The sequence below is a fragment of the Streptomyces sp. NPDC001822 genome (assembly GCF_042892135.1).
GTDB lineage: Bacteria > Actinomycetota > Actinomycetes > Streptomycetales > Streptomycetaceae > Streptomyces.
Map to the genome: position 1 here is coordinate 21,483 of NZ_JBIATW010000026.1, position 17,995 is coordinate 39,477.

The 17,995-nt window shown below is 67.5% G+C and carries 17 protein-coding genes and 1 CRISPR repeat array; of the genes, 7 read left to right on the forward strand and 10 right to left on the reverse strand.

Annotated features, from left to right (window positions below; all coding sequences use genetic code 11):
- Nucleotides 1-12 precede the first annotated feature (12 nt).
- From ACFYY2_RS34085 to ACFYY2_RS34130, 10 genes are all read right to left on the reverse strand, one after another.
- Nucleotides 13-1,851, reverse strand: a complete 1,839-nt coding sequence (locus ACFYY2_RS34085; RefSeq protein WP_388750441.1) for an ATP/GTP-binding protein — start codon at nt 1,849-1,851, stop codon at nt 13-15.
- A 490-nt stretch (nt 1,852-2,341) separates the two neighbouring features.
- Nucleotides 2,342-2,581 (reverse strand): hypothetical protein, encoded by a 240-nt coding sequence (locus tag ACFYY2_RS34090; RefSeq protein ID WP_388750444.1) that lies wholly within the window; start codon nt 2,579-2,581, stop codon nt 2,342-2,344.
- On the reverse strand, nt 2,578-3,048 hold the full coding sequence (locus tag ACFYY2_RS34095) for a hypothetical protein (protein ID WP_388750447.1): 471 nt from the start codon (nt 3,046-3,048) through the stop codon (nt 2,578-2,580). The genes ACFYY2_RS34090 and ACFYY2_RS34095 overlap by 4 nt, the downstream gene beginning before the upstream one ends.
- A gap of 116 nt (nt 3,049-3,164) precedes the next feature.
- Entirely contained in the window at nt 3,165-4,928 is a 1,764-nt protein-coding gene (locus ACFYY2_RS34100; RefSeq protein ID WP_388750450.1) for a DUF2637 domain-containing protein, read from the reverse strand.
- Nucleotides 4,929-5,285: 357 nt separating this feature from the next.
- Complete coding sequence (locus ACFYY2_RS34105; protein WP_388750479.1) at nt 5,286-5,477, reverse strand: DUF5999 family protein; 192 nt, start codon at nt 5,475-5,477, stop codon at nt 5,286-5,288.
- Nucleotides 5,478-5,679: 202 nt separating this feature from the next.
- Nucleotides 5,680-5,850, reverse strand: a complete 171-nt coding sequence (locus tag ACFYY2_RS34110; protein WP_388750452.1) for a hypothetical protein — start codon at nt 5,848-5,850, stop codon at nt 5,680-5,682.
- Nucleotides 5,851-6,033: 183 nt separating this feature from the next.
- Nucleotides 6,034-6,588, reverse strand: a complete 555-nt coding sequence (locus ACFYY2_RS34115; protein WP_388750455.1) for a hypothetical protein — start codon at nt 6,586-6,588, stop codon at nt 6,034-6,036.
- Nucleotides 6,589-6,762: 174 nt separating this feature from the next.
- A complete protein-coding gene (locus ACFYY2_RS34120) occupies nt 6,763-6,993 on the reverse strand; it encodes a hypothetical protein (RefSeq protein ID WP_388750457.1) in 231 nt (76 codons plus the stop codon).
- 24 nt (nt 6,994-7,017) lie between these two features.
- Nucleotides 7,018-7,344 (reverse strand): hypothetical protein, encoded by a 327-nt coding sequence (locus ACFYY2_RS34125; RefSeq protein WP_388750459.1) that lies wholly within the window; start codon nt 7,342-7,344, stop codon nt 7,018-7,020.
- Between the two features lie 123 nt (nt 7,345-7,467).
- Entirely contained in the window at nt 7,468-8,292 is an 825-nt protein-coding gene (locus ACFYY2_RS34130; RefSeq protein ID WP_388750461.1) for a hypothetical protein, read from the reverse strand.
- Between the two features lie 313 nt (nt 8,293-8,605).
- Between ACFYY2_RS34130 and ACFYY2_RS34135 the strand changes: the two genes are divergently transcribed.
- From ACFYY2_RS34135 to ACFYY2_RS34165, 7 genes are all read left to right on the forward strand, one after another.
- Nucleotides 8,606-8,974, forward strand: coding sequence for a putative quinol monooxygenase (locus tag ACFYY2_RS34135; protein WP_388750463.1), 369 nt, complete (start codon nt 8,606-8,608; stop codon nt 8,972-8,974).
- Nucleotides 8,971-10,227: a helix-turn-helix domain-containing protein gene (locus ACFYY2_RS34140; protein ID WP_388750466.1), complete on the forward strand. Its 1,257-nt coding sequence runs from the start codon at nt 8,971-8,973 to the stop codon at nt 10,225-10,227. The genes ACFYY2_RS34135 and ACFYY2_RS34140 overlap by 4 nt, the downstream gene beginning before the upstream one ends.
- Before the next feature lie 93 nt (nt 10,228-10,320).
- Nucleotides 10,321-10,596, forward strand: coding sequence for a helix-turn-helix domain-containing protein (locus ACFYY2_RS34145; RefSeq protein WP_388750469.1), 276 nt, complete (start codon nt 10,321-10,323; stop codon nt 10,594-10,596).
- Between the two features lie 488 nt (nt 10,597-11,084).
- Nucleotides 11,085-12,326 carry a cell wall protein gene (locus ACFYY2_RS34150; protein ID WP_388750471.1) on the forward strand — a complete coding sequence of 414 codons (1,242 nt, stop codon included), beginning with the start codon at nt 11,085-11,087 and terminating at the stop codon, nt 12,324-12,326.
- A gap of 239 nt (nt 12,327-12,565) precedes the next feature.
- A CRISPR array of direct repeats spans nt 12,566-13,387; the repeat unit is 29 nt; unit sequence CGGAACACCCCCGCGTCGGCGGGGAGGAC.
- A 219-nt stretch (nt 13,388-13,606) separates the two neighbouring features.
- Nucleotides 13,607-16,453: a CRISPR-associated helicase Cas3' gene (gene cas3, locus ACFYY2_RS34155; protein ID WP_388750474.1), complete on the forward strand. Its 2,847-nt coding sequence runs from the start codon at nt 13,607-13,609 to the stop codon at nt 16,451-16,453.
- A gap of 42 nt (nt 16,454-16,495) precedes the next feature.
- Nucleotides 16,496-17,340, forward strand: a protein-coding gene (locus ACFYY2_RS34160) for an IS5 family transposase (RefSeq protein WP_388750476.1) whose coding sequence is annotated in 2 segments (ribosomal slippage) — nt 16,496-16,871 and nt 16,871-17,340 — 846 coding nt in all. Because the reading frame shifts where the segments join, the coding sequence is not laid out codon by codon here.
- Between the two features lie 74 nt (nt 17,341-17,414).
- Nucleotides 17,415-17,849: a hypothetical protein gene (locus ACFYY2_RS34165; protein WP_279570519.1), complete on the forward strand. Its 435-nt coding sequence runs from the start codon at nt 17,415-17,417 to the stop codon at nt 17,847-17,849.
- Nucleotides 17,850-17,995 lie beyond the last annotated feature (146 nt).

Genomic DNA, 17,995 nt, shown 5'->3' on the forward strand with positions numbered 1-17,995 from the left:
ACAGGCTCCGATCTAGTGGTGGGCGGCGGCGGAAGCGTGCGTGACGCCGCCCGCGTCCATGGCGTCCAGGTCCTCGCGGTACGTACGGGCCACACCGACAGCTGCGAGCCCAGCCGCGTCGGCGGCGATCTCGCAGTTCTCCGCGCACCGTTCTGCCTGCTGCTGCATACGCGCGGCGGCGTCGGCGAGATCGGAGATGAGGTCGATGATCCGGGTTTCGATGTTGTGGTCGTTGCCCAGGTCCGTGGCCATCTCCCGCAGACGGTCCGCGATCTTGCCGGTGACGGTGGCGATCGCCTTCGCCTCGTCCTTGTCCGAGCCGGAAGCCAGCGCGACGTTCGCGATCTCGACCAAGTACTCGTCGAAGGTGACGTTGGTGCGGTGCTGAGCGGCCAGGCCACCCGTATTCGATGCCGGCGGCTTCGTGCTGCCCACGTTGCTCTCCTCTTCAGCAAGCCGGGACGTGCCCGGACGCTCGGTATGAGGCTCGGGAGCCGGAGGCAGGCTGCGCGTGATGACCTCCGCGTCCGGGATGTACTCCTCGTCCGAAGCGGGGCGATTCTGCTTCCGCCCCTCGCGGCCGACCCACTCCGCGCTCTCCTCCCGGTTGCCCGGCCAACCCGGCCCATCGGCCGACGGGGTACTCCCGGAGTCGGGCCCACCCTTCGGCGTCCCGTCCCTGCGTCTCCTAAACTTGCGTGTCCAGCCCTTGGGTGTCCCGCCAGCGCCTGCGTCAGAGCCACCCGACGGGGCCCCGTCGCCCTTCGCGCTGCCGCCCGGGCCCGACGGATCCGCGGCGCCTGCGGGACCGGACTTCGGCGGCTTCGTACCCTCCGTGGGGACGTCCTTCGACTTACCCTCCGGCCCGGCCTCGGCCTTGGACTCGCCCGCGGCCTCCGGCTTGACACTCTCCTGCGAGCGCCGCTTGTCCCACCGGCGCTGCGCCTCCTCGCCGACAGCCTGGCCCAGGGTGGTGCGCCCGGATGACTTCGTTCCCTCCTTCTGCCGTTTCGCCTCTTCCTCCTGCTGTTTCGCCTCCTCCCGGGTGCGTTTCGCCTGCACCCTGTCCGCCTTCGCCTTCGCGCGCTCGGCCTTCTTCCTCCGGCGTTCCTCGTGGTCGGCCTGCTGGTTCCCACGCGCCTGGTCGCGGTCCTTGGAACGGTCGGTGAGGGCAGCGGCTTGGTCGGCGGCGCGCCGCTGCTGACGTGCTGTTTGCCGAGCGCCTTTGCGTTCCTGCCGGTTGCGGGGGAGTTCGGGCGTAGGGCCGGAGCGTTTCGGGTCCTGCTTCCGGTCCTTCCTGCCACCGTTTCCCGTCGAGCCGCCCTTCCCGGAACCGCCAGAGTTGCGAGAGCCGCCAGGGCTGTTCTGAAGGCCCCTGGAGCCCCTGGGAGAGTCCTTGCCCTTCCCGGCGCCATTACGGCCGCCGGAGGGGTCACCAGGCCCTTTCCCGGGCCCCTTGGGGGAGTTGCCTCCCCCGGAAGCGTTGGACTTGCCTCGAGAGCCGGCGCCGCCGGAGTTGTTCGTCCCCGTCCCGCGGCCGCTGCTAGGCCCCTTCCCCGAGCCGCCGCCAGGCTTCCCAGAGCCGCTGGAACCGGACGAGGTCGGCTTGCGCCCTCCCTTGTCCCGCCCCAGACCCGAGGCTGAGGACCCGCCCCCGGACCTTCCGCCGGACTTCGACCCGGACGCCTCACCCTTGCCCTGAGCGGCCGCCCGGGCGGTCCGCGCCTGGACCTGCGCCTGCCGCAGCTTGTTCTGCTGCTCCAGCAGCCCCACTTCCCGGGCTGTTCTCGCATTCAGCAGCTCCACCTTGCGGGCGATTTCCGCTTCCTTGTACGGGGCTTCACCTTCCATACGCGCCTGCCCCACGGCGATCCGGTATTCGAGCCAGTCCCCGATCCTCTCGGCGAGCGACCGACGCTGAACATATTCACCGTCAGAATTCTCGCCGACCCCGTCATCAATTCCAGGAGCGGCGGGAAAGCCTTCGGACGCCAAAGCCATTTCCGGATTCATGGGGCGCGGAATAGGCGGCAATTCCATGGTGGTCTCTTCCGGGGATTCCGGCGGCAGAGCCGGGGGTTCCTCGGGGGGTTCGGTGTAGAACAGGCCGTCGATATTGGGTGCTTCCGGCATGCTCCCGGAACGGTCTCCCCGCGAGGGGAGCTGGACCACGTTGCTGTCGCGGTCATCGGACACAGGCCCTCCAGCAGGGGTTGACGGGGCGCCACTTCCTCGCGTACACGCGTGCACGTCACGCGCGGCACGCGGCACGCGCGGCACGCGTTGGGCCACAGCGAAGGGCCGCCCCCGCGCCGGGGACGGCCCTTCGTGTGGTGCGCGGCTAGGTGTTGTAGCGCCGGTAGACGTTCTCCAGGGCGAGAGCAACGTCCCGGATGAACGACGTGTCGCCGTCCCGGAACCGCTGCGTGCCCTGGATACTCATGATCCGGAGCCAGGAAAGAAAATTTCCGAGGTCGTTTCCGTGCCTGCCGATCAGGTCTTCCCGAATTGCCTTCTCGTGCTGGGCCCGGTTGAACCTTTTCCGCTCGGCCTTGGTGAGCGGGCGGCCAGCCGTCGTCACGCAGACCTCTTCTTTCCGAGGTCGTAAATCGACGTGGGAACACCATAGTCCGCATTCCCGCCGGTGTCACCGTCCTGCCCAGCATTCGGTGCCGAAGTGATCGGCTGCCTCTTCTGCGCCTTTTCGAGGGCCTTTTCCTTGCGGGTGCGGCCGGTGTTCACGACCGCCTCGTCGTGGGCCCGACGCTTGTAGGCACTTTTCTCCAGCCCGGCCGTCAGGCTGTTCACGTTCCTGAGCACATCCTTGAGCGCCTTCTCGACCGGCATCGCCCGCATCCTGGCGTGGTACCAACGGTCACCCTCCACGCTGGTGTTGCGGCAGTGGATGCGGGCCTCCCGCAGGAGGATCTCCAGGTTGGCGCCCATGTCGAGCAGCACGCGCTGCATGCTGGCGAGGTAGCGGGCCATGGCCTCCGCGTTCTGCGCGACGTCGGCCAGCGGCGCGGGTGTTGAGTCATTGCCGTTCACGGGACGTACCTCCTGCTGTACTGGTGGAAGCGACTGCTTCTTCCGGCAGTCGCGGCGAGGGCCAGCCCACTTCCGATGGGCTGGCCCTCACTGGTGGTGCCGGACGTTCTCACTGGTCAGGCCCGGTATCCCTGGGCGAGGATCTCGACGGCCTCGGTGCGGTACTTGGAGGCTGTGTCGGTGGACGACACCGCGGTCTCGCGCTGGACATCGGCGATCGACACCAACCGGCACAACTCCGTGTGCACGTCCTCGTACGCGAGGCTCTCCGGCATCAGGCCGGCCGTAAGCGCCATCCGTGCGACCTTGCGAACCGCACGCTGACGGGGTGACAGCTTGGCCTCGTCCTCGATTTCGGCAGCGCGCCGCTCGACTTCGGCGGCGGCGAGCCGGGCTTCGGCACCAGCCTTCGCGTGATCGGCTGCCTTTCGCCGGTTCCCCTCGATGTCGGCGAGAGCTGCCTCCCGGCGCTCCTCCTCCTCGGCTTCCTTGCGCGCGGCTTCGGAGGCGGCCAACCGCGTTTCGGCGGCGTCCTTCAGGATTTCGGCGGCGACCCGGTCGGCTTCGGCAGCCGCCCGACGGGCTTCGGCGATGGTCCGCGTCTCGATCGCCTCAGCCTCCGCAGCGGCGACCCGGTCGGCCTCCGCCGCCAGCTTCCGCTTCTCCGCCGTCTCCCACTCCAACTCGGCCGCGCGGACATCCGCCGCAGCCGTAGCCTCCCTCTCCTCAGACTCCCTCCGTACCGCCTCCGCCTCACGGGCACGAGCCTCCGCGACCACCGCAGTCTGCAGCGCCGCCTCCTCCAGCTCAGCGGCACGCTCCGCAGCACTCACCTGGGCCCGCGCGTGAGCCCTCGCCTGGCCCGTCTGACCATCGACCCGGGCCAGCACCTCATCGAGCTGACCCTGAGCCTCCGCACGCTCGGCCAGCGCCTGCTTCTGCGCCAGCTCCCGGCGCGTCTCCGCGTCCAACCGCTCACGCTCGGCCTGCTCCGCCCGCTCATCCGCATCACGTGCCTGCTGCGCAGGCATCGCCAGCGCCTCGCCGACGGTGTAGCCGTAAGGCGCCATCGTCATCGGCAGCTTCTCGTCCTCGGTGGCCTTGCTCAGATTGCCGCTGTACGTGCGCTTGAGCCACTGCTTGTAGGCGATCAGAGCCTGGTCCCGGCGCACCATCTCCGGGTAGGAAGCAATCCCCCACAACTTCATCCGGCGGAAAATCTGAGCTGTCGCGATCGGGGCGAGAGCCCAGCGCATCCACGGGATCGAGTCACGTTCCGCCTGCTCAGGACGCACAATCCGGTCGATCGACGTCCGGCCCAGCTCCACCACCACGATGAAGAGCACCGGCACCACACCGTGCGCGCCCGCGGCAACATAATCCAGCGGCTCCCACCCACGGTCCCTCGGAGCACCAGACGCGGCATTGAGAACGACCGTCGCACCCGTCAGCAGCCACACCGGATACCGAATCCAGCTGATGGGACGCTTCAACCACGCCATCAGCAGGTCCACGGCGATCATCACCATAATGCCGACATCGACACCGGACGCGAAGAGCTGCCCCTTGCCCAACGACCCGAAGCGCAGCTCCTCATGAGCGAAGCCCGCCACGTGCTCAAACGACAGATACAAGCCGATGCCGGCCAAGACGAGCGCGGCTGCCACGATCGCGACAGCGGCCCAAGTCTGGGTACCGGTCAGGCGCCGCGAGAGCGGCTCCGAGCCGGTTCCGCTTTCCGCATCCGAAGCGATCTTCGGCAAGTCCGAAACGGTCTCCGGCGTCTGCGAAACCAGCTCCGGTGCTACCGAAACGGTGTCCGGTCCAGACGGTTCAAGGACGGGTCCGGCCGCTGTCCGCGGCCACTCGGTGATGGTCATGAAAGCCTCCGGGAAGGAGCGGATCAGGGATAGACGAAACGCTGGCGGCTGCTCCCGAAACGCGCGGGACGCGTCCTCGAAACAGCGGCCGACGGGGACGAAACACGGCCCGCCACACCCAGTACTGGTCGCCTGCTGGGCGAGCGGTGAGGTGGGGAAGCGAGCCGTCGAGGATAGTGGTGCGAGGGCAGGGCGAAACGGGCTGCCGTCCGCACCGGGTGAACACGAAACGCTGTGTGACTCCCACCAGGCGGGCACGAAACTGGCTTCCGCGCCATCGAAGACTGGCCGGCTCCCCGTCACCGCTCGCTCCCAACGCCGTGGTGCGGCGTGCGGAGCGAGCGGATCAGGCAGCCGTCAGGCCCCGGCCGCCACGGGCCGGTGCGGTGCGACGAGCTGGCCGTCAGGGAGGAGCTCCCCGGTGTCCTCAAACAGCAGGACCGCGTTGCACAGCAGGCTCCAGCCCTGCTCCGGGTGAGCGGCCACGATGCGGGCGGCCTCCCGGTCGGGGCTGCCAGCTGACGGACACTTCGGGGTGTGTGTGCACAGCGAGTCCGGCTGCCAGGTGATGTCGGGGGTCGTCGTCGCGTCGGGCTGGGTGCTGCTACGCATGGACTCTCCTGCGGGGATGCGGACCCGAGACTCTCCCGGGCGGAAGCGTGCGAAAACCCCGGCCACGCCGTACGGACGGGCCGGGCGGCTGCAGTACTGCGGCGCGGGCCGGGAGTTGTCCACCGATCCCGTTCAGCAGTCAGGGGGAGCGGCGGCGGTTGAGGTAAGCGTCCTGGAGGCGGACGAAAAGCTCGGCGAGCGGGGCACCGGCCTTGCAGGGGGTGCCGTGCTGGCAGGTGGTGCAGCCCGCTAGGTGGGCGCGCCAGGTGTCGGCGGCGTTCATATAGCGGATGTGGAGGTCGTTGCCCATCAGGGGGGTGGTGCCTCTCGCGAGGGTGGGTATCGATGACGGGATTGCCCCGGTCCCACGCCCTGGCGGCCGCCGCAGAGGCATCCGCCAGGAACGCGAAGGTGACGAAGTGGGCCAGGCCGCATACGACGGCCGCCCGCGCCGCAACGTGCTGGGCGGTGCGGGCGGCTCCTATGTGCCAGGTCAGGGCCGGTGCCGCTCGGGTGCCGCAGCGTGCGGCCGAGCGGGAGCGGGGGACGGCTCGGTGCGGCCGTCCCGCTCGTGCGGGGTCGGCCGCATCGGCAGCGCCATCTGTGCGCCGACTGCCAGGCAGGCCCCGCACGTCCAGCCGGTGTAACCGAACCAACCGCTGCACCGGTCGCACTGCAACTGGCCGCTGTTCTCGGTGGGGGCCGGGGCGATGCCGCCACAGGCACACGTCCACAGGCCGCACAGCGGGCACGCGTCGTCCGCCGATCGGAAGGTGAGCGGGCGGGTGAGGAGGAGTACCGGCTGCCGTTCGTAACCGGGTGCCATCTCAGGGAGGGTGCGCCGTGCCCGGCGGCCGGCGGATCGGGCGCGGGCGTCACCGTCCGCGACCAGGTGATCGACGAGCTGGTGGAACTGGTCGGTCTCGTCCCGCTCGTAGCCGCGCTGGTCGTCCTCGCGGCCGATGTCGTCGATCGTCCCCGCACCCAGGGCGGCGGAAAGCCCGGCCCGGTGCGCCGGTCGTGCGGGGGCCAATGTCATGCTGCTCATGCGCGTGTTGCCCTTCGCTAGAGGGTGACGTGCGAAGACGCGCCCCGGGATTAGGCCCCCGAGGGCGCGTCGCCCTTCTGACTGCTGTACGAGCAGCCACGGCCGCCGTCACAACCGAGACGATCGGGTGTGACGGCGGCCGTGGTTGTACGTCCAGACGGGATTCCCAGTGCGCTACGCGGCCCACTGCAGGTCAGCGACCTCCTGCGGACGGTCAGCGCACATCGCGGCCAGATCGGGAGTTGTCATCCCAAGAGCCTGTGCTCCCGCCCAGACGAGCCGCGGCGAGACGGCACCGCACAGCGTCTGCAGCGGACCAGCACAGAAGCTGGCCATCAGAGCAGGGTCAGCAGCATGTGCTGCGCCAGCCTGTTTGCTTGTTTCCAGAGCCTCTTCGTAGGTCATCGGTGCCTCCCTACTGAATGTGGATCACGCTGCTAGGGAATCCGTGGGCGTCACCTGACTGAGCGGCTCCCCCACCACGGTCAGGAGTTGGGCGTAGTGGGCCGGTGAGGTCTGCTCGCGCACGATCCGGCGAGCAGCACTGGCCAGCCAGGCTGGGAGATCACCCTCCATACCGGAGTCGGCTGCCACGTGGAGCGAACCCAGGGCCGACGCCCACGCCAGGCGGGCCAGCTCAGGGCCGCGCCGGTGATCCGCGGTTTCCAGATGCTCGTTGACGAAGGCGAGCAGTGGACGCTCGTATCGAGCAAAGGTGCTGGCCAGACCCAGGAGACGACGCTGCTTGTGCTGCATGGAAGATCCTTTCAGACGGGCAGTCGGGCCCTGTGGCCCTGAAGTGGCTTACGAGCGGACACGGCCCCGGCCACCCCCTTCTCGCGGGGTGGCCGGGGCCGTGATCGTTCGTGAGGCAGCGGTCTAGCGGCTCAGCTGCTCAACCTTGGTTGCGAGGAGCGCGATTGCGCTCATGAGGTCGGCCCGCTCCCAGTCGGTCAGTTGCGGTCCACTGGCCTTCTTCGGGCTGAGGGACTGGAGCATCGCCACGAGCGCATCACGAGCCCGCTGGATGTCTGCCCGATTCACCTTGTCGGCGGTCGATGCCCACTGGAGCTCGCGCAGCCTCCACGCGTTCTGCTCCCGCAGCTCCGCCAGCTCCTCCCGGGTGGTAAGCGCCGGGCGTCGGGGAGCGGAGCGGGCCGCCTTGTATGCGTAGAGACGAGCGAGCCTGTCGCCATCAATGCAGCGGGCAGAGCCGGGCTTGCCGCAGGTCGAGCAGCCCTTCACGTGGTCCTGGCAGCGCCGGAGCGTGGTCCTCGTGTCCATCACCAGCGGGGCCAGGATCTGGCTGACGGCCGGGGTGACCGCTGTCCGCGGCTTGCGGGTCACTCGATTCGAGCGGCGGCCGTCGGTCTCGGAGACGCCCTCCTCCAGACGCTGCCACCAGCGCTCGATGTCCACGTCGAGAACAACTCGGCGGTTGCTACCGAGCAGACAGCGGACCGCGTTCTCGGAGCCAGCAGGCTCCGTGTGGTGCGGCACCAACTTCGGCTGCTGCCCCCGGGGCTTGTTGATCGGCACCCAGGTCCGGCAGCTCGGGCAGACCAGAGAGACACAGGCCGGCCTCAGGTCGTACTCGTGCGGAGGAAGGGTCGAGAGGGCAAGAGCGGGAAGGGGGCTGACGGCCCTGGTACGGGTCCGACGCACTCGCTGCTGGGCGGTGCGCTCGATGGTCTGTGCGGACATAGGGAGCTCCTCATGTCGGGAGTGGCGGGAGCGTCGCGGGTGCTCTCTCCGCCCTCCAGGCCGCACGGCTAACCGGCGTCATGCAGGACGGACAGCGCAACTGCGCTGCGACGTGCATTAAGCAGTCCTGGTCCCACCGGAGGAGTTGAAGGTGCCTCAGACTCCAGGGGGCCACCGAAGTGGCGATCTGCTGCGGTCGTGAGTGCTCCCAGGCCCAGGTGTTCGAGCTAGGAACACTCATAGACTACTAGCACTATGAGTGCGAGTCAACACTTTTACTGCTACCTAGCACCCAGGCTTCACCTGTGAGAGCATGGGTGAGATTTCGCTGGATAGAGAGGAGGACTCCGTGCGCAGCAGCGGCTTTGCACTGACAGTGCGGTTCACCCTGCGAGATGCGTCGGCTGCTCAGCAGTTCGACGATCTACTCGCCCAGACCATCGGAGGCATCAGAGCTGAGCTCGGGACGCTGGCCTACGTAGTCCATACGCCAGTTAAAGAGCCCTTGGTGAGGGTCTTCTATGAGCTCTACGTGGACAGAGGGGCGTTCGAGACGCACGAGCAGCAGGAACACACTAAGCGCTTTCTCGCTGCCCGCGAGCCCCTGCTCAGCAATGTGGAAGTCGCCTTCCTGGACGAGATGGGCACGCTGAGCAAGCGCCCTGGGGCAGGCCAGGCATGAAGCCCAGCGGCAAGGACGTCGACCCCCACGACCGGGTCTTCGGGCAGCGCGTTCAGAAATTCCGCAAAGAGCTGGGGCGAACCCAGGCAGAATTCGCTGCGGCGCTCGGCAAGACGAGCAGCTGGCTGTCACAGGTGGAACGCGGCATCCAGCCGGTCCAACGCATGGATCTGCTGCAGCAGATCGCAGACGAGCTCGGGGTCTCCGTTCAGCAGTTGAGGCCGAGTGCACCTGCCGACTCCGGCTCCCCGGTAGATGGCCCGGGTGGCCCTGCCTTGTCCAACGACCTGGACGAGGTTCGCCGGCTGCTTTCCGGGCATCCCGCTCTTCGGACACTCCTCGCTGGGGCTAGTCAGCACCAGCCGCGAACCGTGCAAGACCTTCAAGCTGATGTCGGAGACCTCTGGGACCTCACCCACGCTGGCCAGCTCGCCCGGGTCGGCGTACTGGCCGTAGAGCTGGTACCTGAACTGGAGCAGGCCGTCCGCACAGTCCCAACAGCGCAGCAGCCGGCCCTCTACCTTCAGATCTCACGCGCGTACCAGGCGCTGTCCGCTGCGTTCGTCCGGCAAGACGAGGCGGATGCCGCCTGGGTGGCCGCCGATCGTGCGATTTTTGCTGCGGAGCGCTCCGGTGACCCCCTGCACGTCTGCGCCAGCGTTTTCAGGATGGTCCAGGCGTTCGTCCGTCTCCGCAGTCTCGGCCAGGCGGAGCATGCAGCCCAAACGGCTATCGACGCGCTTCGTGATCACGGAGGGAGCTCGCCTGAAGCGCTGTCTGCCCTTGGCTCTCTGCACCTGGCACTCGCACTCGTCCGGGCGCGCTCCGGAGCGCGGTCCGGAGCCAAGGAAGAGATCGCTCTGGCGCGCTCGATCGCAGCTCAGCTCGGTGGAAACCGGAACGACTTCAACTTGGAGTTCGGGCCGGACAACGTGGAGATTCAGGCAGTAAGCACGGCGGTGGAGCTGGGAGATGCGGGCGAGGCCTTGGATATCGGATCGACGATCGACGCCTCGCAGCTCTCTCCGGAACGGCGAGCTCGGCTCCTCATGGATCTGGGGCGAGCTCACGTGCAGCGTCGACACGGGGGAGAGGCCCTGAACTGCCTACTGAGCGCCGAGGAGGTCGCGCCCGAACTCATTCGAACACATCAAGCGGCACGGTCTGCGATTCGAGAGCTCGTGCTGATTGCCGGCGACCATGCCACACGAGACCTCCTCGAACTGGCCGAACGCGCCGATGCGCTGGCCTGACCGCTCGGAGAACACGCTGTCAGGTCCTGCGGTACCTGGAAGTGTTGATGATGTATCTTTCAGTCGATCTCAGGATGATCAAAGGAGGTCTCGGTGGTGGATCTGCTCGCAGCTGTGGATGCCGTTCTGACTCGGACTCCCGATTTGCCGTCACCCGATGTGCGCGCACGCCTCCGTAAGGCCGACAAGCTGACACAGCAGCAGGTAGCCGATCTGTTGGGTGTCAGGCGACTGGCTGTGGCCCGCTGGGAGACCGGCAAGGTCGAACCTCGAGAGCCGCACAGGCAGGCATACATCCGGCTGCTCGCAGGCCTGGCTATCAAGCACCCCCAGTCCGCGGACCCGGCCACCGGCGACCTCCAGGAGTGACCTGATGACAACATCCGCCCGTTCCCCTTAGGAACGACGAAACCGCCCCGTCCCGGCAAGGACGAAGCGGTTTCTAAGTCGACTCGCGCCTACCAAGCAATCCGAGTCGTGTCCGGTGAGGTGACCTCGCCGGGGTGTACCCGTGGACCTTGCGGTCCTCGTGGTCACCTGTACCCAGGATAAGCGGCCCCGTCACGGATCGCCACCATTTCCTGGGCCCAGTCAGGTCACATCAGCAGGTCATGGCTCCCCTAACCAGGGGATTTCGCCTTGATGTACCGCCTGCGCATCTGCGCAGGGTCGACCGCTATGCGCTCTGCCGCATTCCGGTTTGCCCATTTTTCTTACGGTTTCTTTCGACCGGCATTGGCACGTCGCCGCCTTGGGTCAACCGCAGCTTCACCGTTCTTCCCCGCGACTGATGCACGTGCACTCCTACTGCCGGCGGCACCCACTTCAGCCAGCTGCCTAGCAGCATCGGCGAACCGATGAACGCGCCCGCGGCAGCAGCCGCCGACGCTTCGAGCCGTACCCACCTCTCTGCCGATGGCACCTCGGTCATCACGGTGCCGTGCGTGCTCGGCATGTCCCAGGACGTCGAGCACACGCGGTCACGTCGGGCGGAGCCGCGTGCGTGGCTGCGTTCGGTGGAGTGGTTGGTCGGTGCTGGTCTGCATCCCCGGTCGGGGCCGACGACACTCGTGGTCGCGGGCAATCTGGCTTCCCGGATGGACTACCGGCGTGGGCTCGTGATGTACGGGCTCGTCGCCACTGCCCGGCGCACGGGGCTGTCTGTGGCGACGGTGAAGCGCCACGTGAAGATCCTCCGGGAACTGGGCGCACTCGCGTGGTGGCGGCATGGCAGCAAGCGCAATCTGCGTCTCCCCGGCCGTGCGTACACGGCCACCTCCACCATCTACGCCGCGGTGATCCCGACGGTGTACGACCACGCTATGGGGCACCGTCTCATTGGATCCGGCTACGAGGCCCGGGTCTGCGGGATGACCCAGGCCGGCCGAGAGCGCGCGGTCGCGGCATCAGCGGCACGGAGCCAGCAGGGGGGTAGCCCTGTGGATAACCGATCTGTGGATAACTCCAGTTCAGGGGTGTGTGAGCCCCATTCTCCTGGTCGTTACCACCGATCACCTGAAGTTCAGGTTGAGAGTGGTAGTAACGACACCTCGCGCAAGCGCGCGAGCCGCTCCACCGCATCACCCCTCCCCGGCAAGAGCAGCAGCGAGGAGCGGGGGCCTCGACGGACCGCTCGACAGGTGCAGCGCGGTATCTGGATCACCAGGCAGGTGCGGGCCCGTGTCCAGTGGACCCAAGGCGTTCGGCTGCGGCGCCTCGAATACGTACTGCGTCCACTGCTGGACGCTGGTCTGGATGCCGACACAATTGCGGCGGAGCTCCACTCCTGGATGCTGACCTGGCGCCCGGCGCGCCCGGCTGAGTACATCCGCGTCCAGTTGGCCCGACAGGCATCCGCCGAGCACACCGCAGCTGCACTGGAGACGCCCGAACCCTGGGACAACGAGGCGGCACCCGGGGTATTCACCGCTCCCCGCTGGGACCTGGTGCGCAGTGTCCTGGATGGTCTTGCCGCCGGTTTGGCCGCTTACTCCGTCCGGCAGTCCGAGCAGGGCCTGGACGACCTCACGGATGCTGCAGCCGCATCCGACATGGCCGAGTTCCTCGCCACCACCACTTTGACGGGAGCCCTTGCGTGACCGAGGTCAGTGGCTTCGACCTTCCCCGCGTTGCCCTCCGCGCAGCCCAGGCCGCAGCAAAGACCGCACCCAAGCCCAAGCGCCGTACAGGCGCATCCGCACCACGCCGCGGTACGGGCACCACCAGCAGGGACCCGCTGTCGTTCGGGACCGCGATCAGCAGAATGGTCGCGGAACGCGGCTGGGAACTGGCCGCAGCTGGCGGCAACATTCTCGAGCAGTGGCCCACCATCGCCCCCACTTTGACCCCTGCGTCGCCGGGGAGGACGCGTCAGTGATGCCAGGGTTGTCCTTGAGGACCGGAACACTCCCGCGTCGGCGGGGAGGACGGCGGTCAGGGCCGCGCGTACGGCCCTGGCATCGGAAAACCCCCGCGTCGGCGGGGAGGACCGAGGGGCGGCGCAGCCAGTGATATCCGCACTCGGAACACCCCCGCGTCGGCGGGGAGGACGGGAGGGGAATCTCTACGAACGCGCTCATGCGCGGAACACCCCCGCGTCGGCGGGGAGGACAAGGTGCGCGTCGGGTACGAGGACTGGGCCGACGGAACACCCCCGCGTCGGCGGGGAGGACCGAGTCCCAGTCGTCCGGCAGCGGGACGCTCGCGGAACACCCCCGCGTCGGCGGGGAGGACGCTCGCAGGACACCCGTCGCACCGGCCGCGCCCGGAACACCCCCGCGTCGGCGGGGAGGACCGACCGGAGGGACCGACCCCCCGCTCAGCCCCCGGAACACCCCCGCGTCGGCGGGGAGGACCGGATGACCGACCCGAAGCGGCTCGCCGTGTACGGAACACCCCCGCGTCGGCGGGGAGGACTTCGAGCATCGCCACTAAGTATCGGCTCAACATGGAACACCCCCGCGTCGGCGGGGAGGACCTCCCGAACGCCATCCAGACCGTCGACTCGTACGGAACACCCCCGCGTCGGCGGGGAGGACGTCGTCGTCATCGGGGGTGAGCATGTCGAGGACGGAACACCCCCGCGTCGGCGGGGAGGACTCAGCTCCTTGACCAAGCCACTACGGTTCCCGCGGAACACCCCCGCGTCGGCGGGGAGGACGCTTCCTGACCTGCGCCTTAAGAAGGGCTTTGCGTGTTCTTTGCCATTCTTGAGGAGCTGGGGTGCTCGGTCAGTCGCATGACATCAGCTTAGCCAGCTGCGGCTTGCAGAGTTGCCGATGTGAGCACGGAGCCCCCACACGGCGATCGGTGTCAGTGCGGAGTGCTTGGATGCGATCGGGCGACTTCCGCTGCCGGGCGGAGTTGCGAAGTGGAGGGGATGGGCGTGCTGCCTAGGCGGAGCCTGGTGGATGAGTCGGTGTGGGGGAAGTCCCGTGGGCTGGATCCGGCGCTGCCTCCCTACCCGCTGGTGAGGCACCTTCTTGACGCGGCCGCGATGGCGCTTCACTTGTGGGACGTGTACCTGGCTGACAATCAGAGAGCGCGTATAGCTCACGGGATGGGTCTGGCCGGCGAGCTGGATCGTGCGCGTGCGCTCGTCGGGCTGTGTGCTGGCCTGCACGATATCGGGAAGCTGTCGGGGTTCCAGTTCTGTTCACGGCGAGCTGCGCAGTTCCTCAGTAGCGAGCTGACGGCGGGCAGCGAGCGGATGAGCACCGAGCGGGCAGGGCATGACGTGGCGGGCATGACTGCTGCGGTCGAGGTGCTGAAAGTGCTGGGCTTCGAGGACGACGACGAGATGAGCGCCACTGAACGAGTGGCGGAGATCATCGGCGGTCATCATGGCCGTTTCCACCGTCTGGAGAACGGCGTCGGGCCGGCGTTTCTCGGTGACGCAGTGTGGGCCGGGCAGCGGGCTGCGCATGCCGCGGCTGTACACGATGTGCTGGGGGCTCCGGCGGCGCCCGGGTCGTTCGAGGCTCCGGTTGCCGTGTTGGTGACGGGGGTGGTGATTCTCGCGGACTGGCTGGTGAGCCAGGAGGGATACCTTCGTCAGCGACAGCGGACGCTTGAGGGTTCGCTGACCGCTCATTTCCGGCGTTCGCAGGAAGACGCGGTCAGGTTGCTGCGGGATGCCGGGCTGACTCCGGTGGAATTGGAGCGTAAGGACTTCGCTGAGGCGTACGGCATTGCGGGGGAGCCGAATCCCCTGCAGCAGTCGGTTATGGAGGAGCTGCCGGCTGCGGCGGGTGGCGGGAGGCGGGGCGGCATCATGCTGGTGACGGCTGCACCCGGTGACGGCAAGTCGGAGACCGCGCTGGAGGCGGAGCGGATCCTGTCGAAGATTTTCGGTACGCATGGGTACGTGTTTCTGCTGCCGACGATGGCTACCAGCGACCAGATGTATGACCGGGTAGCCAGGACCTTGCGGAATCAGTCAGGGGAGGATGCCGGGCTGACCTTGGTGCACAGTATGGCGTGGCTCAGCAGTGCGTATGGCGATGACGATTTGGACGGCGACAGGGTGGTGACTTGTGACGGCGACGAGGCTCCGGCCGGGGCTCGGCGCCGGGTGGCCGACATGCTGCCGGGACGGTGGTTGCGGGGCCCGAAGCGGCCTCTGCTGGCGCAGTTCGCGGTGGGGACGATCGACCAGGCGTTGATGGCTGTTCTGCCTGTGCGGCACAACGCTTTGCGGATGCTGGCCCTGTCGAACAAGACTTTCATCGTGGACGAGGCGCACGCCTACGATCCGTACATGCAGGTGCTGCTGGGCCGGTTGCTGAACTGGCTGGGCTTCTACGGAGTGCCGGTCGTGTTGTTGTCGGCGACCTTGCCGGGCTCGGTCAGCGATCGGTTGATCAAGGAGTATCTGCAGGGTGCAGGCCACAAGTCGAAGGCGCTGAAGCGGCAGACCTTCCCGGCGCCCTACCCGGGCTGGCTGTACGTGGACGGCGAGAACGGTACATGCGCGCAGATGTCCGAGGTTCGCCAGAGGGAGCAGGCCCGCACGCGGAACATGCGGCTCAGGGTGGATGTCGAGCGCGTCGTCCACGGAGGGAAGGGTGTGGTGGCGGACCGGATGAAGGTGATCAAGAGGCTGTTGGAGCCGGTCGTGACGAGTTCCGGCGGTACCGCCTTGGTGGTGTGCAACACGGTGGGTGACGCGCAGGAGACGTATCTGTGGCTCCGCGAAGACATGGACGGGCGTTCTCATGAGGAGGGGGGCGGCGTGCAGTTGCTGCATGCTCGTTTCCCTGGAGATGTGCGGGAGGAGCGTACGGTCGAGGTGACCGCGGGGCTGGGGCGGAGCGGTCCGAGGCCGGTTAGGCGGATTGTGGTGGCGACGCAGGTCGTGGAGCAGTCCCTGGACCTGGACGCGGACGTCGTGATCAGCGATCTTGCCCCGCTGTCGTTGCTGCTGCAGCGGGCGGGTCGCTGCTGGCGGCATGAGAATCACTGGCAGAGGCAGGGGTACCCCGATGGTCGCGGGCGCCCCGGGTGGGCGGATGGGCCTCGTCTTGTCGTCCTGGATCCCTTGGTGGGCGGTGGGCGGATGCCGGTGCAGTGGGGTGAGGTGTATTCCGAGCACCTGCTCGGAAAGACGTCTCGGATGCTGGCAGAGATCGAGGGTGGCGGCATCGCCATTCCGGAGGATGTGCAGAGGCTGGTCGAGGCGGTCCACGGTGACGGTGAAGAGTTCGACTGGAATGTCTCCGGCAGCCCCGAGGTGAAGGCTTGGGTGGAGCACAAGGGCAGGGAGACAGCGGAGCGGAGCATGGCAGCACTGCGTGCTGTGCGCCGCGCCCGGCAGGTTGCCGAGCTCTATGACCTGCATGACTTGCAGGGTGAAGAGGACGAGTGGGAGCTGTCGACTCGTCTCGGTGCGGACTCGGTGCGCCTGCTGTGCGCCTATGCCCAGGAGGATGGCCAACTTACTCTCGACGCCGAGGGCAAGCGGCCACTGCCGGACGTGCCCAAGGACGGCAGGATGCCGGCCTCATCCGTCCGGCAGGTGATGCGCCGCACGATTCCCGTCCGCGCCGACTGGTTCCGCGACGCTGAGCCGGACACCCTCAGTCTGCCTGCCTCGTGGGCCGAGCACCCCATGCTGGGAGACCTCCGAGTCCTGCGTCAGCCGGTCCGCCAGGGCAAGGCCCAGGCCGTGAAGGTCGGAGACAAGACGCTGTTCCTGGACCAAGACCTGGGCCTCGTCCGCGCTTAGAGGTCCTAACAGAAGCCGTTGATCATGTGACTGTCGGCTTGGATGCTCGTTGGGACATCCGTGGCAAGAAGAAACTCTCGGCCGTGGATCGTCTCGGATGAACTGTGGGTGCTCATTGAGCCGTTGTTGCCGGTCCCGGTGCCGAAGCTGGTGGCAGGCAGGCCGCGAGTGCCCGACCGGCGGGCTCTGTGCGGGATCCTGTTCGTGCTGCACACCGGCATTCAGTGGGAGTACCTACCCCAGGAGCTCGGCTTCGGGTCCGGCATGACGTGCTGGCGGCGCCTTGCCGCGTGGAACGAGGCCAAGGTGTGGGACCGGCTCCATGCAGTCCTGCTGACGAAGCTGCGGTCGGCGAGGCAGCTGGACTGGTCCCGGGCGGTGATCGACTCCACCCACGTCCGGGCAGCCCGACGCGGCCCAAAAGCGGACCCAGCCCGGTCGACCGAGCACGTCCGGGCAGCAAGCACCACATCCTTGTCGACGGGCAGGGCATCCCACTCGCTGTGTCGCTGACCGGCGGAAACCGCAACGATGTGACGCAGCTGTTGCCTCTGCTTGCGAAGATCCCGTCCGTAGCGGGCCTGGTCGGCAGACCACGGCGCCGGCCGGACGTGCTGCTGGCCGACCGGGGCTACGACCATGACAAGTACCGCCGTCTAGTCTGGGCCCAGGGCATCAAACCGGTGATCGCCCGCCGCGGCGTTCCGCACGGCTCCGGCCTTGGCGTCGACCGCTGGGTCGTCGAACGCACCATCGCTTGGTTCCACGGGTTCCGGCGCCTACGCGTCCGCTGGGAAAGACGCGACGACATTCACGAAGCCTTCCTCGGCCTCGCCACCTGCCTCATCACCTACCGCCACGTCCAACGCCTCTGCCAGGATCCTTGATCCGCAATTCGATCGACAGTTCGGCACATCCTCGGCAACGATGCGGTGCCGTCGAACTTCACCGGGAGCCATCAGTGTCGTCCAGGACCGCAGACATCGACTTCACCTTCGCTCACGAGCTCACGGTCCGCGCCAGCATCAGGGCCTTGGCCGCTACAGGTTGGGCGCTGGAGGATCCGCTCTCGTTCATGGTGAACGACGACGACGACCTATACGACTGGCGGACCACGACCCGCGACCACACGCAGGATGTCTTGGCCATCCTTGACGCACCCGAGAACGCGAACCACCACGTGGCCGTCTGCATCTACCACGGGAAGGCGAGCACAGGCGGTCAGCTCCTGTTCTTCCCTGGCCGCATGACCTGCAGCTTCATCCCGACCATCAACCGGCGGCGTCTACCTGACTCGGTCGAGTTCACCGACCTGAGCTGGTACATGCACACACTCGTGCCGCCCCTGCTGACGGTCGGGTTGAAGAGCTACGAAGCATGCGACATCGGTCACTGAAGCCGCCTGATTGATCAGCCCTCGATCCACGCAAAGCCTTTGTTAGGACCTCTTAGACCGTGTCCTATGTGGGGCTGGCTCGTTGAGTTCGTCATGGGGCGGGGTACGTGGAGTTGGATTGTTCCGGACGGGCTGTGGGAGATCGC

Excerpts from the sequence above, each read along its gene's own strand:
- ACFYY2_RS34085 (WP_388750441.1), bottom strand. The coding sequence starts at position 1,851 with ATGGAAGGTGAAGCCCCGTACAAGGAAGCGGAAATCGCCCGCAAGGTG.
- ACFYY2_RS34100 (WP_388750450.1), bottom strand. The coding sequence starts at position 4,928 with ATGACCATCACCGAGTGGCCGCGGACAGCGGCCGGACCCGTCCTTGAA.
- ACFYY2_RS34110 (WP_388750452.1), bottom strand. The coding sequence starts at position 5,850 with ATGGGCAACGACCTCCACATCCGCTATATGAACGCCGCCGACACCTGG.
- ACFYY2_RS34115 (WP_388750455.1), bottom strand. The coding sequence starts at position 6,588 with ATGAGCAGCATGACATTGGCCCCCGCACGACCGGCGCACCGGGCCGGG.
- ACFYY2_RS34120 (WP_388750457.1), bottom strand. The coding sequence starts at position 6,993 with ATGACCTACGAAGAGGCTCTGGAAACAAGCAAACAGGCTGGCGCAGCA.
- ACFYY2_RS34125 (WP_388750459.1), bottom strand. The coding sequence starts at position 7,344 with ATGCAGCACAAGCAGCGTCGTCTCCTGGGTCTGGCCAGCACCTTTGCT.
- ACFYY2_RS34130 (WP_388750461.1), bottom strand. The coding sequence starts at position 8,292 with ATGTCCGCACAGACCATCGAGCGCACCGCCCAGCAGCGAGTGCGTCGG.
- ACFYY2_RS34135 (WP_388750463.1), top strand. The coding sequence starts at position 8,606 with ATGGGTGAGATTTCGCTGGATAGAGAGGAGGACTCCGTGCGCAGCAGC.
- ACFYY2_RS34140 (WP_388750466.1), top strand. The coding sequence starts at position 8,971 with ATGAAGCCCAGCGGCAAGGACGTCGACCCCCACGACCGGGTCTTCGGG.
- ACFYY2_RS34150 (WP_388750471.1), top strand. The coding sequence starts at position 11,085 with ATGAACGCGCCCGCGGCAGCAGCCGCCGACGCTTCGAGCCGTACCCAC.
- cas3 (WP_388750474.1), top strand. The coding sequence starts at position 13,607 with ATGGGCGTGCTGCCTAGGCGGAGCCTGGTGGATGAGTCGGTGTGGGGG.